Annotated in this window: 12 protein-coding genes; 1 reads left to right on the top strand and 11 read right to left on the bottom strand. The window is 38.4% G+C overall.

Annotation, left to right across the window (positions count from 1 at the left end; all coding sequences use genetic code 11):
- Positions 1–104: 104 nt before the first annotated feature.
- The 4 genes from NST21_RS01125 to NST21_RS01110 form a co-directional block, all read right to left on the bottom strand.
- Positions 105–2,231, bottom strand: coding sequence for a heavy metal translocating P-type ATPase (locus NST21_RS01125; RefSeq protein WP_340887328.1), 2,127 nt, complete (start codon positions 2,229–2,231; stop codon positions 105–107).
- Positions 2,224–2,586 (bottom strand): ArsR/SmtB family transcription factor, encoded by a 363-nt coding sequence (locus NST21_RS01120; RefSeq protein WP_376107593.1) that lies wholly within the window; start codon positions 2,584–2,586, stop codon positions 2,224–2,226. Before NST21_RS01120 ends, NST21_RS01125 begins: the two co-directional genes overlap by 8 nt.
- 692 nt (positions 2,587–3,278) lie before the next feature.
- Positions 3,279–3,479, bottom strand: coding sequence for a cold-shock protein (locus NST21_RS01115; protein WP_034304915.1), 201 nt, complete (start codon positions 3,477–3,479; stop codon positions 3,279–3,281).
- A 250-nt stretch (positions 3,480–3,729) separates the two neighbouring features.
- Positions 3,730–4,308 (bottom strand): TetR/AcrR family transcriptional regulator, encoded by a 579-nt coding sequence (locus NST21_RS01110; protein WP_056525955.1) that lies wholly within the window; start codon positions 4,306–4,308, stop codon positions 3,730–3,732.
- Positions 4,309–4,493: 185 nt separating this feature from the next.
- On the opposite strand from NST21_RS01110, the gene NST21_RS01105 reads away from it, so the two are divergent.
- Entirely contained in the window at positions 4,494–5,252 is a 759-nt protein-coding gene (locus tag NST21_RS01105; protein ID WP_056525958.1) for an SDR family oxidoreductase, read from the top strand.
- 63 nt (positions 5,253–5,315) lie between these two features.
- On the opposite strand, the gene NST21_RS01100 is transcribed toward NST21_RS01105, so the two are convergent.
- The 7 genes from NST21_RS01100 to cdaA form a co-directional block, all read right to left on the bottom strand.
- Complete coding sequence (locus NST21_RS01100; RefSeq protein WP_340887327.1) at positions 5,316–7,010, bottom strand: methyl-accepting chemotaxis protein; 1,695 nt, start codon at positions 7,008–7,010, stop codon at positions 5,316–5,318.
- Positions 7,011–7,023: 13 nt separating this feature from the next.
- Positions 7,024–8,043 (bottom strand): ATP-grasp domain-containing protein, encoded by a 1,020-nt coding sequence (locus NST21_RS01095; protein ID WP_340887326.1) that lies wholly within the window; start codon positions 8,041–8,043, stop codon positions 7,024–7,026.
- Between the two features lie 948 nt (positions 8,044–8,991).
- Positions 8,992–9,363 (bottom strand): iron chaperone, encoded by a 372-nt coding sequence (locus NST21_RS01090; protein WP_340887325.1) that lies wholly within the window; start codon positions 9,361–9,363, stop codon positions 8,992–8,994.
- Positions 9,364–9,941: 578 nt separating this feature from the next.
- Entirely contained in the window at positions 9,942–11,744 is a 1,803-nt protein-coding gene (glmS, locus tag NST21_RS01085; protein ID WP_340887324.1) for a glutamine--fructose-6-phosphate transaminase (isomerizing), read from the bottom strand.
- Positions 11,745–12,192: 448 nt separating this feature from the next.
- Positions 12,193–13,542, bottom strand: coding sequence for a phosphoglucosamine mutase (gene glmM / locus NST21_RS01080; protein ID WP_056525971.1), 1,350 nt, complete (start codon positions 13,540–13,542; stop codon positions 12,193–12,195).
- 55 nt (positions 13,543–13,597) lie between these two features.
- Positions 13,598–14,938, bottom strand: a complete 1,341-nt coding sequence (locus NST21_RS01075) for a CdaR family protein (protein WP_340887322.1) — start codon at positions 14,936–14,938, stop codon at positions 13,598–13,600.
- Positions 14,931–15,755, bottom strand: coding sequence for a diadenylate cyclase CdaA (gene cdaA / locus NST21_RS01070; protein WP_056525977.1), 825 nt, complete (start codon positions 15,753–15,755; stop codon positions 14,931–14,933). The genes NST21_RS01075 and cdaA overlap by 8 nt, the downstream gene beginning before the upstream one ends.
- Between the last annotated feature and the right edge of the window lie 21 nt (positions 15,756–15,776).

The following is a 15,776-nucleotide window of genomic DNA, read 5'->3' as shown; positions in this document are numbered from 1 at the left end:
CTGAACTGTATGTGAATTATCAGTTTCACATGAAACATTTTGAAGCAGTACAAGAAAAGGAAAAGGCTTCCTTGCACCTTTAAAAGGAGCCAGGAAGCCATATTCTAATACTCTTTTATTCTTAGCAATCTAAGACTGTTCAATGTGACCAATAACGTTGCTCCCATGTCTGCAAAAATTGCCATCCACAGTGTTAACCAGCCTGGTGCTATCAATAGTAAAGCCAGAATCTTAATCGCTAACGAAAACGTGATGTTCTGCTTAATAATTTTTAACGTTTTACGACTTAGGCGTATCGTATAAGGCAGCTTTGATAAGTCATCACCCATTAAGGCAATATCTGCGGTTTCAAGGGCGGTGTCCGTCCCCGCTCCCCCCATCGCAATCCCAACCGTGGAAGCCGCTAAAGCCGGTGCATCATTGATACCATCGCCAATCATAGCCACTCGATTATATTTCTGTTTCCATTGTTTGATAAAGGCCAGTTTATCTTGCGGCAATAGCTCCGCTTGAATCTCATGAACGCCAGCTTCTGCTCCAATCGCTTTTGCTGTTCCGATATTATCCCCGGTCAGCATTATCGTTTTTTCAATCCCGAGAGCATGCAGTTTCCGGATTGCTTCCTTACTGCTTTCCCTTATTTCGTCCGCAACTGCAATCAGTGCAAGGAGTTTTATTTGATTGCCAAGCACCATCACCGTTTTCCCTTCATTTTGATAATCATTTATTTGGATACGAACATCTTCAGAAAAGGTTAAACCGCCCTCTTCTTCAAAAAGATGTGGTTTCCCAATGTAATAGACTTCTCGATTTATTGTTCCTTTTATACCTTTACCCGTGATTGCGGTAAAATCCTCAACCACAAGAGAGTGATAGTCCATGTTCTGGCTCTCTGCTTTTTGGAGAATGGCCGTGGCAAGAGGATGTTGTGAACAGCTTTCTAAAGCTGCAGCAATCCCTAGAACTTCCTGTTCACTTACCCCGTCAACCAATACTGTGAAATCAGTCACTTCAGGTATTCCCTTTGTCAAAGTACCTGTTTTATCAAACGCAATCGCCTTTATGGCTCCAGCTTCCTCCAAATGGACTCCGCCTTTAATCAGTACACCATTTTTCGCAGCATTTCCGATGGCTGTTACAATTGCAATTGGTGTAGAGATAACTAAAGCACAAGGACAACCAACAACCAGCACAGCTAATCCCCGGTAAATCCATTCACTCCATTCCCCGTTTATGACAAGCGGCGGAATAACGGCAATGGCCAACGCTATCAGCATAATGGCGGGCGTATAGAATTTTGCAAATCTATCAACAAATGCCTGGGAAGGTGCTTTTTCAGCCTGAGCTTCTTCAACAAGATGTATGATTTTTGCAATCGTCGTATCCTCTACTCGTTTCGTGACCTCCACTTCCAGCAGTCCTTCACCATTTAAGGTTCCAGCAAATACTTCGCCCTCAACCGTTTTAAATATTGGCTCTGATTCCCCTGTAATGGCTGCCTGATTCAGTGTCGAGGCACCTTTCGTGATCCTGCCGTCCATAGCGAGCTTCTGACCGGGTTTGACAATCATGGTGTCGCCCACCTCAATCTCATCAACAGCAACCATCATTTCGTGATGCCCCCTACGAATCAAGGCCTCTTTAGGAGCTATATTCATTAATGATTCTATAGAATTCCGGGCTTTATCCATCGAATATTTTTCCAGAGCTTCACTGATTGCAAACAGAATAACGACTGTTGCTCCCTCGCCCCATTCACCCAGCACAGCTGCTCCAATAATTGCAACCGTCATTAGGGTGTGCATATCAAAGCGCAGTCTGACAAGATTTTTCAGTCCATTGATAAATAGTGAATATCCACCAACTAAAATTGCAACCGCATAGCCAATCACTGACATGTTGCTTCCATCACCATATTGTTTATCCAATATCCAACTGATTAAAAGAAGGATAGCAGAAAACACTACTTTAATATTTTCTTTTTGCTTCCAAAACGGTTCCTTTTCCATAACCTGTTCTTGTTCATCCCGGATTTTAAGATTATCAAAGGCTCCCGCTTTTTCAATTTCTTCAATTGTCGTACTTCCTTGAATCGAAATCTTCGAAGCCCCGAAGTTGATTTTGGCAACTTTCACTCCCTCAAGGTCACGGACATTATTTTCAAACTTAGCCGCACAATTCGTACAGGATAGACCTTGAATTCGATACGTTTTTGATTGGGATTCAGCCATCGACCCTCACCTCCTGCTGATGTTCTAATGCAATAAGAATTAACTGTTTTATATGATGATCATCTAATGAATAAAATGCTAACTTACCTTCTTTTCGATATTTTACGATTGCATGTTTATATAGGGTACGAAGATGATGTGAGGTTGTCGCCATTGAGGCACCAATGATATTCGCCAAATCACACACACACAACTCCTCATCCGTACATAGCGCATAAGCAATTTTCGCTCTGTTTTCATCACCGATAACTTTAAACAGCTTCGATATACTAGAGATATTCACCTGGCTCATTTCTTCTTGAATGCAGTTCACCTTTACTTCATCATGCAGGTGAACATCACACATATCCTTCATTTCCGCCATCTTCTCACCTCCTTCATTCAAATATACGTTTGATTATAATATACCATAATTTGCTGAATATTCAAACCTAGATTTGAATGTAAAAGAAACTTACTCCCTCCCCAAAGCAGACTTGATAAAAGCGGCATATATGACTATATATGAAAAACACTGGCTTTTGTTTCAATTTGAACTTCATCCACTAACACCAAGATCAGATCAACGCATGACTAGAAATCGTTCATAACTCATAAATTTTATTGTTGTATAAACGAACAGAGGTCAAAGTGCCTATTTCGGCAACCTGACCTCTGTATTATTAATCTCTATACCTTTATAGGTGTTATAGAAGGCTTCATTCTAAAATGGTTTAAAAATGTCTTATCAAATATCCCCTGAATCGTATCAATTTTTTCTTTGATCATCTTCTAATGAAAAAAAAGATTGAAAGGATATGAGCTTCCCTCATGTCCCTTCAATCTAATGATTTCCGTACTTTCCTATCCCAATGCCTTAATAGAATAAAATACTTAATTTAGTATTTTTTTTGAAAAACTATGATATACTTAGTCAAACCTTTTAAGCGTTTTACTTTACTTGTACCATTTACCCTGCTCAATCTTTGAGCAGGTTTTTTTGACTTTCTTTTTACAAAACAAAAAGACAGACCCTATAACTAGGATCTGTCTTTATTTGTTTTGAAATTATGCTTTTTGAACGTTAGAAGCTTGAGGTCCACGTTGACCTTGCTCTACTTCAAAAGTAACTTCTTGACCTTCGTCTAAAGATTTGAAACCTTCGCTTTGGATAGCTGAGAAATGTACGAATACGTCGTCTCCGTTTTCGCGTTCGATGAATCCAAAACCTTTTTCTGCGTTAAACCATTTCACTTTACCTTGTTCCATTGTTGTTGCCTCCTAGTGCATTTAAGCACATTGTATTACTATCCTTGCTCTAAGTCATCATCGAAAACGAAAAGTAGTACTTTTAGTATCCTTAGTACCGAACAAAAATAATTAAGACTAAGCATAACATTAAATGGCAGCGATTGCAAATAGTTTAAGTAAACTTTTTTCAAGCAATTTTTAATACTCTTAAAATTCGACTTCAATCAACTTCTATATACTAAAGTGGTCTGATCACATAAGCACTTTTTTACTTTTTAGGAACTGTTACTCCTATCGGCCGATAATGTATGATTTTAACAAGTTGCTCAGCCATATATTCAGGTGTATTTTTAAATTCATCCTGTACCCATTGTATGATCATTCCCAATATAGAATAAGCATGATAACTAGCAAGTAAGTCTTTATTAATGGCTTTGTCATCACTTCCTACTAATAAGTCCTCTAGAGATAATTGTTTTATGACAGTCCCCAATCTGTTCTGAAAACCAGACAAGGCCGTTGGCTTCAATATCATTTGGTAAAAGGTCCTATGATTTTCTACATGATGAAAAATACGTATAGTAGAAGACTGCAACCGCTCTATATCCAAAACCTCAATAGTCTTGTAAGGTGCTTGATACGATTCAATTAAGTCATTCATCACGTCATCAATCACGTCATTAAACAAGTCTTCTTTGTACTGAAAATGCTTATAAAAAGTGCCACGATTAAGATCCGCTCGTTGTACGATTTCTGAAATTGTTATTTCTCTAAATTCTTTTTCAACCATTAAAGATATAAGGGCCTCTTTTAATGCAGCTATAGATTTTTTTACCCGCCTATCCATTTCATAACCTCCAACACATTTTAATGCACATACTTTCATTTATTTGTCTATTAATAAACAAATTCTGGTTTATTTGCTGATTGTACCTCTTTATATAGGGGATTATAATATAGATATAAAAAGTTAACAAACAAGTGTTCATTAAGTATCCAGTAATTAAACATTATGAATCTGGGGGAACAAATATGAAATTACAAGGGAAAGTAGCCGTTGTTACAGGCGCTGCATCTGGTATGGGGAAAGAAATCGCGGTTCTTTACGCAAAAGAAGGAGCAAAAGTAATCGTTTCGGATATTAATCTAGAAGCGGCACAAGCAGTCGTTTCTGTTATCGAAGCAAACGGTGGCACAGCTGCTTCCATCTTAGCTAACGTTGCTAAAGAAGAGGACGTACAAGCCATGATCGACCTTGCTGTTGAAAAATATGGTACTCTAGACATTTTAGTAAATAATGCAGGCATCATGGATAACTTCATTCCAGCTGCTGAAATTACAGATGAACATTGGGAACGGCAATTTGCAATCAATACAACGAGTGTAATGCGCTCAACAAGAAAAGCCCTTCCAATCTTTCTTGAAAAAGAAGCAGGAGTAATTGTGAACATTGCCTCTGCTGGCGGATTATTCGGTTCAAGAGCAGGTGCTGCCTACACTGCTGCTAAACATGCTGTAATGGGTTTTACAAAAAACGTTGGCTTCCAATATGCAACAAAAGGTATCCGTTGTAACGCCGTTGCCCCAGGGGCCGTAGCCACAAATATCGGTACAACCATTAATCAGCCAAATGATTTTGGTATGGAGAGAGCAATGGTTGGAATCAACGTCAACCCTCGTGTGGGCGATGCTACAGAGATTGCTAAAGTAGCTTTATTCCTGGCTTCTGATGACTCGAGCTTCGTGAATGGAACAGTTGTCACAGCTGATGCCGGCTGGACTGCCTATTAATTTATAAAAATACTCACTGACGCCTTTCTCAGTGAGTTTTTTTAAATGATTATCTTACCTTTTTTATTTTTCGGTAATAAACTTTTCGACCATTTCCTCTAATAAGGCTGATTCTTTTGCCAAGTCTTTGTTCTGTGCCTTTAATCCGGTCATAATGTTACTTTGTTGAATAGCAGCAGCAGAAATTTGTTCAGTTGTTGCTACTCCCTCTTCTGAGATTGCAGCGATTTCCTGAATAGATGCTAAACTTTCATCTGAGGATACATTAATTTTTTGCGAATGGTGCGCTAATTGTTCTGTTCCTTTCAATAGTTTTTCTACAGAATCAAAAATCTTATTGAAAATCTCACCATTGTTCTCCACTAAGGATACTCCATTTAATATATCTTGGAAGCTCTCATCATTATTTTGGATAACCTTTGCGGTTTGTTCATTAATTCGCATGATAGATTCAGAAATAACATCAATGGATTCATCTGTTTGTACAGCCAGTTTTTGCACTTCTTGGGCAACTACAGCAAAACCTCTGCCTGCATCACCCGCTCGTGCAGCTTCAATGGAAGCATTCAAGGATAGCAGGTTCGTTTGAGAAGCAATGATTCGTATTAAACCAATCACTTCATTTATCTTAACTACATCCTCTTCCAAGCTCACCAAATTGGCTTTACTCGCTTGGCCATTTCCCATAATTTTATCCATCTGACTCGTTACATCCTGTACTTGTTTACTCCCCTGTTCAGCAAGTTTGTTCGTATGTAGTGTAAATTCGTTCATTGTATTCGTTTGCTCGCTCATTAAACGAATTGTTTCCGTTAAATCACTGATCATATTAGAAATTCGGTCAATATGGTGGGCCCGTTCTTCTGAAGCTTTTGCTTCTTCCGTTGTCCCTGTTACGATCTGATCATAGGATTCTACCATCTCTTCAAAAGATTGATGAATGGACACTGTGGTTTTATTCATCGTTCGAGCACGTTCACGGACATTTTGAATAATATGGGACAAGCTCACTCGCATACCTTCAAACCCGTGTGATAGATCCCCAATTTCATCTTGTCGAACACTAGTGATAGGTTTACTTAAATTTCCTACTGCCATTTCACTCGTGAAACCAACTAGTTCATTAACAGGACGGGAAATTTGTCTCCCTATAACATAAGCGCTTATGGCACCCAATAATACTGCACTTATTAAAAATAGAATATTAAAGACAATCATTTTGCTTTTCATCTCAGGAATAAACGAAGCATCCATATCAATACCTACAATAGCATCCGTTCCTTCGATAGGTGTAAAGTAAGACTTGTGTGTGCCCCATTTATCGTTATAGATTTCACTTAACACTTCTTCTTTTCCATTTATCGATTTTGCCTGTTCTGGTGTAAACGGGGATTCCACCATAAAATCCTTGCTGCCATTCAAGGCCACAATGACATCTGAACCATTCTCACGCTTCAGGACATAAACATATTCAATGCCTTTTCTCTTTTCAACGAAGGCATCTAATTTTCCCAAGATAGCTTCTCCCTGATCTGAAGCATTTTCTATCAAATCCGGATCAATGCCTGCAGCCAAACTGCGGGCATTTTCAGATAGCCGCTCATCAAATTGTGGAAGGACATTTTCATTAATCATATTATTAGTAATATATGAAAAACAAAAATCCATAGCACCTGCAAATAGTACGAACGGAATTATGTAGAATACGAATAATTTAGCTAGTAAAGATCGTTTTGGATTTAGCTTTGAAATTTTCAACCTTACATCCTCCTTAGATTAAAGCCAGCTCTTTTATAGTTAGAAAAGGAAATAAATCTAAATGAAGCAATTGTAGATTTTTGTTCAAATCCTCACTTCTATAAAAGATGATTGCCATACTTCGATCATGTTGAAAAGGAAGCTGCCTATATTCCAAAATATGTTCAAACTCATTTTGAAGTCCTATATGATTAATCCGTTCAACATCTTCTAAATTTATTTCCAATGGAACCTCGGCAAAGAAAAAGCTATAAATATTATCGTCCATCTCATCCAATATTCGATTCCAATCAGGTTTCGTTCCTAAAAAATAGTGTTCATACATATTCATCCCATAGGCATGATACCCTAGATCTGTTGTGCCCGCTCCCGCAAAACGCAAGGGATTAATTTCAATGGGAATAACCCCGTCTCCTTTTTTACGAATCTCAAAGTGTACAGGGTAATTCCTTAGGGGTAGAACAGTTTGGACTTTCTTCATAAACTGTAGGGCATCATCATAGATTTCATTTACTGCTATCTTCGACGTGTAATAGATTCGATCGGATGTATCATAATCATCCTTAAATAAACGTTTAAACGCGTTCAATATAATTGGTTCACCATCCTGATTAAAATAACCATCAATGGCATATTCCTCTCCCTGAATCCACTCTTCTATTAAAACAGTCTGAGAACCTACTACGGTTGAATCATACAATCCATCGGAATGCAGTAAATCTTCCTTCAAATGGCTTACGGCTATATCCCAATCCTGTTCATTCTTAACTTTGTGTACCCCTACACTTGAATAGCCAATATTAGGTTTGATAACCACAGGAAACGGAATTTGTTTTTTATCCATATCACTTATTATGGATAGATCAATTTCTTGGAAATAGAAATCAGGATATAATGATTTCGTTAGATTACGAACCTGACTCTTATCTTTTAATAGCTTAGACCATATGTATTCATTGCTATTTGGTTGAAAATGACCTAATAATGTAATGCCATTCTCAGAGTTTGTAAGAATCCTTTTGCCCATTTCCATAGACTTAAAAAACTCCGTATCTTTTTGAATGTTTAGCTTTTCTGATGATAGTGTGTTTCTCCATCGCCCATGCTCCAACACTGGAATCTGCTGTTTCTCTAATACCTTTAGAAGATTGGTGACACAATGGGCTCATTCAAAATAATCATGTTTTCCACCTAACTTATACTGTTTTATGTATCCCCATATTTAATCGGTTAAAAGTGGTGAGTATTTAGCTTATGTAGGTATTTATTATTATTTAATTAAACAATAGTCACAATATAAATAACAATACATATTTCTTTTTACCTATTTTTATTCAAAAAGATACAGAAGCATGTCGATCTTCATTACACGTCCCCCTGAACAGAACAGGTAAATGGTATCTAATAATATTTTTTTGACATAACAAAAAGCCCGGATTCTATCCAGGCATTCCTTTTTCCTATTTTTAAAAGTGATAATAATTTCTTTTACCTCTAAACAATATTTATATTCCTTTATTTGTCGCAATGGCTCGAAAAAGGAATTTTCCAAAAACCTTTAGAGTACCTTTCTCTATAAGTCCCGCCATTGCACAAAACACCCTTAGGATGGTTGGTATTTGGATTTCGCATAACAAGTGAATCTATAAAACTATGAAGGAATAGAGATTACCGAATAATTCATGTACTCTCACTGATTCCTAAAAACAAGCATAAAAAAACGTGCCTTAGAATAAATTCTAAGGTGTTGGTTTTTAATAAAGTTTGATCATAAGCATGCTACGAACGTTGATTTTATAATAGAAGTAAATTTCACTTTTGTAAAAAAGTTTGATCAAAATACGAATCATTTATATTATTTACAAATATCTTTTTATAAAAAAGTTTGATTAAAATTAATTGAACCGAACCCCGAATAGTGGACACTTTAAAAAAAGTGGACCTATTCGGGGTTCAGTTCACCTTTAATAATCCGTTTTTTTTATTTCCGCCATAAAGTTGAACAGTCTGTCTTATCCAAAATATTAAACTCGATCATTTTCTCAAGTAATGAGAAATCAACCGGACTATCCCACTGGATACGTACCAACTGCTTGGTGTGATCATAGCCAGCCTGTACAATTTCATCAGAAAAATGAATAATCCCTGCCCTTTCAGGGGCAACAGCCAAATGATGTTTGGCTATGCTAAAGCCAATAATAAATGTGCCATGATCGGTAAACATAGGCTGATTCCATGCAATTTTTGGCATTAAATTTGGGAATTTCTTAGTTACCCAAACCAAAACTTCTTCCGTTCGGTCCCGATGTTGCGGGTTATCAATACTCGCTAAATATTCTGCAAAAACTTCCATGTCATTCTCTCCTAAAATAAAAAATTATTTTTGAACGATGTAATTTTTCATGCCAATACGCCCTGACATCAATTGCGCCATTCGCAACCTCATCCGTATCTTTGACAGGATACCTAGACACCTCAAAAATCGCCTTTTGTTCATCCAAAGTTTTTTTACTTCTTCTTCAATTTCGACAAAGTCCGCAGACTCTTTTTAGGTTTAACTTTTTCTATATGCACAATCGTTTTGTAATCTAACCTCATTGTGTGTATATATAATAAAGTTGTTTAATTTTAATTTTGTTCTTAAAGATGCAGCAATTACCTACCGATAGATTTGATAGAAGGTATTAAATGACTTTATTATTTTTCAAACAACTTTAATGTCACTGCACACCAATTCCTATTCCTCGGCCTTCTTTAATCCACTTATCAACTTTAGATGTTCTCGCTCTTTTAGACATAAAAAAACACCCCTTTAGATAATCATATCCAACGGGGTGAAACGGTGCAACTTTTGAAAAAACAGTTAATCTTTTTTCAAAACGGTTAAACTTTATTTCAAATCTACATAAGGCACGTTATATTCATTCCAGCTTACTCAACCGTTACACTTTTCGCAAGGTTACGTGGTTTATCCACGTCACATTCGCGGTGCAAGGCAGCGTAGTACGCAATGAGTTGCATCGGGATAACAGAGATAAGAGGTGTTAATAGTTCGTTCACTTCCGGGATGACAAAGCGATCATCTTCTTCTTCCAACCCATTCATAGAAATAATGCATGGGTTAGCACCACGGGCAACGACTTCTTTGACATTACCACGGATGCTTAGGTTGACGCCTGCTTGCGTAGCAAGAGCTATAACAGGTGTACCTTCTTCAATCAAGGCAATTGTTCCATGTTTAAGCTCACCACCAGCAAAGCCTTCTGCCTGGATGTAAGAGATTTCTTTCAGCTTAAGCGCCCCTTCAAGACCAACATAGTAGTCAAGGGACCGGCCGATGAAGAAGCAGTTTCTTGTAACAGACAAATATTCATGGGCAATAGCTTCCATCTCTTCTTTCGAATCGCATAGAGCTTCCATTGCTGTCGCAACAATTCCAAGCTCCTTAACAAGGTCGAAATCAAACTCTAGGTTACGGAATTGTCCAGAAACATTTGCTAATATAGCCAATACAGCTACTTGAGCTGTGTAAGCTTTTGTAGAGGCAACTGCAATTTCAGGGCCAGCATGCAGCAAGAGCGTATAATCCGCTTCACGTGACAATGTAGAGCCCGGTACGTTTGTAATGGTTAATGCTTTATGACCAAGCGCTTTAATTGCCACTAATACCGCACGGCTATCCGCAGTTTCTCCACTTTGGGATATGAAGATGAAAAGCGGTTTTTTCGATAATATCGGCATGTTGTATGTGAATTCCGATGCTACATGGACTTCAACCGGAATTTCAGTCATTTTTTCGATGAATTGCTTACCAATCAAGCCTGCATGATAGCTAGTTCCACAAGCGACGATATAGATACGGTCAGCCTCAGTTACTGCTTCTCCAATGCTATAATCGATTGCCAGTTTGCCTTCTTCATTTTGATAAGCTTGAATAATTTTACGTATGACAGCAGGCTGCTCGTCGACTTCTTTAAGCATATAATGAGGATACGTACCTTTTTCAATATCACTCGCATCCAGTTCAGCAGTGAATGGCTCACGAAAAACTTCTTCGTTAGAAAGATTCTTAATCGTTACCTCTTCATTTGTCACTATAACCATTTCTTTATCCATCAGTTCAAGGAATTGATCTGTGACTTGCAACATAGCCATTGCATCAGAAGCGACAACGTTAAAGTCTTTTCCTACACCAATTAGCAGCGGGCTTTTATTTTTTGCGACAAAAATGGTTTCATCATTTTCAGCATCTAAAAGGGCAATGGCATATGAGCCTTCTAAAAGAGTGAGTGTTTGACGGAACGCCTCTTCTACTTCCATACCATCGTTTACAAACTTCTCTATAAGTTGAACGATGACTTCCGTATCTGTCTCACTTTTAAAAGCAACATCCTTCAAATATTCCCGTTTTAGAATCGCATAGTTTTCAATGACCCCATTATGAACTAAAGTCAAGCGACCTGAATTACTTTGGTGAGGATGAGCATTATCACGACTTGGCACACCATGAGTGGCCCAGCGCGTATGACCTATTCCAGTATGTGCTATAGTTTTTTCATCCACAGCTCCACGGAGGTCTGCAATTCGTCCCTTTTCCTTAAAGATTGTCACACCTGAATCATTTTTGACAGCAATCCCTGAAGAATCGTAACCGCGGTATTCAAGCTTTTCAAGACCTTTTAATAGAATTTCTTTCGCATCATTAAGACCAATATATCCAACAATTCCACACATAATTTCTGTTCCTCCAACCGATTTGAGGGAACAGGAATGCACGGGGGCACCCCTGCCCCCTCATCTCTGATATTTATTTTTATAAAGGAAATGCTTATAGCCTTTTTTCCCTTTGTGCATTTCCAACCCTTTGTGCAGTAGGTTGCCCCACTGTTTTAAGATTGAAATTATTGCGGCTGTGCACTTCAGCCGGGAGGTATCCGCCGATCATTCGATAAACCTCCTCCTCGTCAACTAAGCCTTTCTCGACCAGGCTTAGTTCAGGCGCTTTGTAAATACTTTTCTCTCTGCCTACCCTCCTTTAAACAAAATATGTTTTAAATCAGGATAATCATACCTTACAAAAGGGACATAGGTCAATTCTTTGTTACCTTAACCAATGAAAAAAACACTTCTTTATAAAAATATGCATAAAAGGATATTCTGTTCCTTTTATGCATATGATTAGTTATTCGTTTATTCCCATTTCCGCTCTCACCACAGAGACGATGCGATCAACATAGCGATTGCATTCTTCTACAGTTGGTGCTTCAGCCATAACACGGACAAGAGGTTCAGTTCCAGATGGTCTAACCAATATACGCCCGTTTCCTTCCATTTCTGCCTCAACATCTTTAATGACTTCCTGCACCTTTTCATTATCAGTTACAGCATGCTTGTCAGTAACTTTAACATTGATAAGCGTTTGTGGATATTTTTTCATCTCATTTGCAAGCTCTGATAAGGGTTTTTGTGTTTCACTCATAATGTTTACAAGCTGTAAGCCTGTCAATAAGCCATCCCCTGTCGTATTGTAGTCCAGGAAGATAATATGCCCGGATTGCTCACCGCCAAGGTTGTAGCCGCCTTTTCGCATCTCTTCTACAACATAGCGATCGCCCACTGCTGTTTGGGCACTTTGTATTCCGTGCTCCTCAAGACCTTTATAAAAACCTAGGTTACTCATGATTGTAGAAACCACAGTCCCCTGTTTCAAACGATTGTTTTCTTTCAAGTATTTCGCACATATATACATAATTTGATCGCCGTCAACTATATTTCCTTTTTCATCTATGGCAATGATGCGGTCGCCGTCGCCATCGAAAGCAAGTCCAACATCGGCCCCTTTTTCTTTTAAGAATTCAGCAAGTGCTTCAGGGTGCGTGGAACCTACCTTATCATTGATGTTCAAGCCATTGGGCGATGCCCCCATTGTAGAGATATCTGCATCTAGATCCGCAAACAAATGCATAGCCAAGGATGATGTCGCGCCATGTGCACAATCAAGCGCAACATGAATGCCTGTAAAATCTTCATCGACTGATTGCTTTAAGTACTGGAGGTACTTTTGTCCACCTTCGAAATAGTCGTTTAGATGGCCTAAATCTCCGCCTACCGGACGTGGAAGTTCATCTTTTTCTAAATCTAACAATGTTTCAATTTCCGCTTCTTGATCATCCGATAGCTTAAAACCATCCGGACCGAAGAATTTAATACCGTTATCTGCAACCGGATTATGTGAAGCAGAAATCATGACCCCTGCTTCAGCACTTAACGCCTTTGTTAAATAAGCAACTCCTGGTGTTGAAATTACACCAAGACGCATAACTTCAGCCCCAATAGATAATAGACCAGCAACTAGTGCACCTTCCAGCATTTCACCTGAAATACGTGTATCGCGTCCTATCAGCACTTTAGGTTTTTCTGTATTTTTAGTAAGAACGTAGCCGCCAAAACGGCCTAGTTTAAATGCCAACTCCGGTGTTAATTCGCTATTCGCTATACCCCTAACTCCGTCTGTTCCAAAATATTTACCCATTTTTTTATCGCTCCTTCTTCGAATCGTTACTAAATTAAATGATGTTAAAGGAAGGTTATGTTTCTTCTTCGTCTTTTTGAGTAATAGAGACCTTAGCCGTTTTTGAATCTAGTTCCCAATTCACTCCTGCAGGCGCTTTTACTACCAGTTCTACATCATGTATACCTTCATCTAAATTACTCACATCTACTGTAAGTGTAATGTCGTTTTTAGTTATTTCTTTCAAATCATCCGCTTTCCCACGCAAAGTAATGCTCGCTACATCGGACTCCAATTCGGCTTCTTGGTCTTCCTGTATACCTACAGGTTCTATTTTTAAATTGGTGAAAGTTTTAGTCTCGATGGCAGGTGATTCATCCTCTTCAACTACCTCTTCTTCGACTTTTTCGACTTCTTCGACTGCCTCTACATCCTCTACATTCTCATCTTCTACATCAATTTTTTCTGTATTAATTTTGACCTTTGCCTTACCCAAGGACATTTTTTGTACACTTTCTGGTTTAGTAAGATCCAATTCCAATTCGGCATCTCCATCAATTTTGGAAATATTAACAGGGAGATTTATTTCGCTTATTTGTTCAAGGCTGGCTTCTGACCCATATAGGATTACCTCTTTTGGATCGACACTTATACTCTTAATACGGATGCCGTCCTTTACTTTTCCAGTTTGCTTAGGTGCAATGGTTACCGTTTTCGAAGGGATACTAACTTTTAGTGACACTGCAACTGAAGCAGGTTCAATCGTAACATCCAACTTGTTTAAGTCCCGGTCAAGAGCTTTTACTGTCGCCTTGCCGTTCATCGTTTCGTTAAGACCCTTACTTATTTCAAGATTTGCCTTAACATAGGAAATTTGTTCAATTACATCTTTAGCACCAGTTATTTTAACAGTTTTAGGGCTGACTGTTGGCTGTCCAGCGGTATAACCCTCTTCAAGTAAAGAATTATTATATTCTGCTTCGACGGAGAATTCCTTCGTCACTCGTTCCTGAACATTGACTTCTGCATATTCAGGCTCGATTGTCGCCACTAACTTTTCGTTTAACTCGCTTATTTTGAAGGTAACAGTTCTGTCTCCCATCGAGATTTCAGGATCAGAAAGGTCTACATATACCTTAAAGTCTCTTTGGTTTTTTGCACTTATCAGTAGGCTTTTAGCTCCCTTTAAAGTAACATCCACCGTTTCTGGTACTCCGCTCACCACCAAATTTTCACGGTCATAGTACACTTCAACCGGTACATTTTCAATGGTTTCCGTACTAATCTCAGGGGCAGTAGATAAACCAAGAGATTTTTTATCTGACTCCATCTCAAAATTAACGGAGATGAATAAAAGAGCTGCCAAAGCAAAAGCAACAATTCTCATAAACCATGTACTATTGGTGTATTTATCCATTTTTCTTCCCCCTCCAATTCCAGATACTCGAGGAAGTTGTTTTGATATTTTCTACTACCAGTTCACTAGTAAGCATTGCCCTAAATGACTCTTGATTCAAATCTCGGAACAGTTCTCCATTTTTAGTAACAGAGATTCCTCCCGTTTCTTCAGATACAACGATTGTAATACTATCCGTCACTTCACTCATACCAATAGCTGCCCTATGCCGAGTACCAAGTTCTTTTGAAATGAACGGACTTTCTGATAAAGGCAGATAGCAAGCTGCAGCTGCCACCTGGTTATTTTGTAAAATCACTGCACCATCATGGAGCGGCGTATTAGGTATAAAGATATTTATAAGCAACTCTGAAGAAATATAGGACTTTAGAGGAATCCCTGTTTCAACATAATCGCCCAGTGCCGTTCCTTTTTCAATCGTAATCAAGGCTCCAATTCGCCTTTTCGCCATATAAGTGGACGCCTTTAATATTTCTTCCACTAAACGCTCTTGCTGGTTCTCTTCTGGAACGCTACCTCTTGTAAAGAGCTTCCCACGTCCTAATTGTTCAAGCGCTCTCCTCAGTTCAGGTTGAAAAATGACAAGAATCGCCAGTACTCCCCAATTCATGACTTGTGCCATTAACCATCCAAGTGTATTGAAACCAAACAGGTTGCTTAAGCTTTTTACAATGACAATTACAAAAATTCCTTTGAGCAGCTGTATAGCCTTCGTGCCTCGAATAATAGTTAACAATTTATATATCACAAACCAAACAAGGAGAATATCAATGAAATTTACTACATAGTCCCAAACATTCAAATTGGATAAAGACATGTTGTTTCCTCCAGTCAGTAT

The organism is Peribacillus sp. FSL K6-1552 (assembly GCF_038005205.1).
GTDB lineage: Bacteria > Bacillota > Bacilli > Bacillales > DSM-1321 > Peribacillus > Peribacillus butanolivorans.
Note: the sequence above shows the minus strand (reverse complement) of the source record. Positions and strands in the feature narration are given on the sequence as shown.

Excerpts from the sequence above, each read along its gene's own strand:
- glmM (WP_056525971.1), bottom strand. The coding sequence starts at position 13,542 with ATGGGTAAATATTTTGGAACAGACGGAGTTAGGGGTATAGCGAATAGC.
- NST21_RS01115 (WP_034304915.1), bottom strand. The coding sequence starts at position 3,479 with ATGGAACAAGGTAAAGTGAAATGGTTTAACGCAGAAAAAGGTTTTGGA.
- NST21_RS01095 (WP_340887326.1), bottom strand. The coding sequence starts at position 8,043 with ATGGAAATGGGCAAAAGGATTCTTACAAACTCTGAGAATGGCATTACA.
- NST21_RS01125 (WP_340887328.1), bottom strand. The coding sequence starts at position 2,231 with ATGGCTGAATCCCAATCAAAAACGTATCGAATTCAAGGTCTATCCTGT.
- cdaA (WP_056525977.1), bottom strand. The coding sequence starts at position 15,755 with ATGTCTTTATCCAATTTGAATGTTTGGGACTATGTAGTAAATTTCATT.
- NST21_RS01105 (WP_056525958.1), top strand. The coding sequence starts at position 4,494 with ATGAAATTACAAGGGAAAGTAGCCGTTGTTACAGGCGCTGCATCTGGT.
- NST21_RS01110 (WP_056525955.1), bottom strand. The coding sequence starts at position 4,308 with ATGGATAGGCGGGTAAAAAAATCTATAGCTGCATTAAAAGAGGCCCTT.
- glmS (WP_340887324.1), bottom strand. The coding sequence starts at position 11,744 with ATGTGTGGAATTGTTGGATATATTGGTCTTAATGATGCGAAAGAAATT.
- NST21_RS01075 (WP_340887322.1), bottom strand. The coding sequence starts at position 14,938 with ATGGATAAATACACCAATAGTACATGGTTTATGAGAATTGTTGCTTTT.
- NST21_RS01090 (WP_340887325.1), bottom strand. The coding sequence starts at position 9,363 with ATGGAAGTTTTTGCAGAATATTTAGCGAGTATTGATAACCCGCAACAT.
- NST21_RS01120 (WP_376107593.1), bottom strand. The coding sequence starts at position 2,586 with ATGAAGGATATGTGTGATGTTCACCTGCATGATGAAGTAAAGGTGAAC.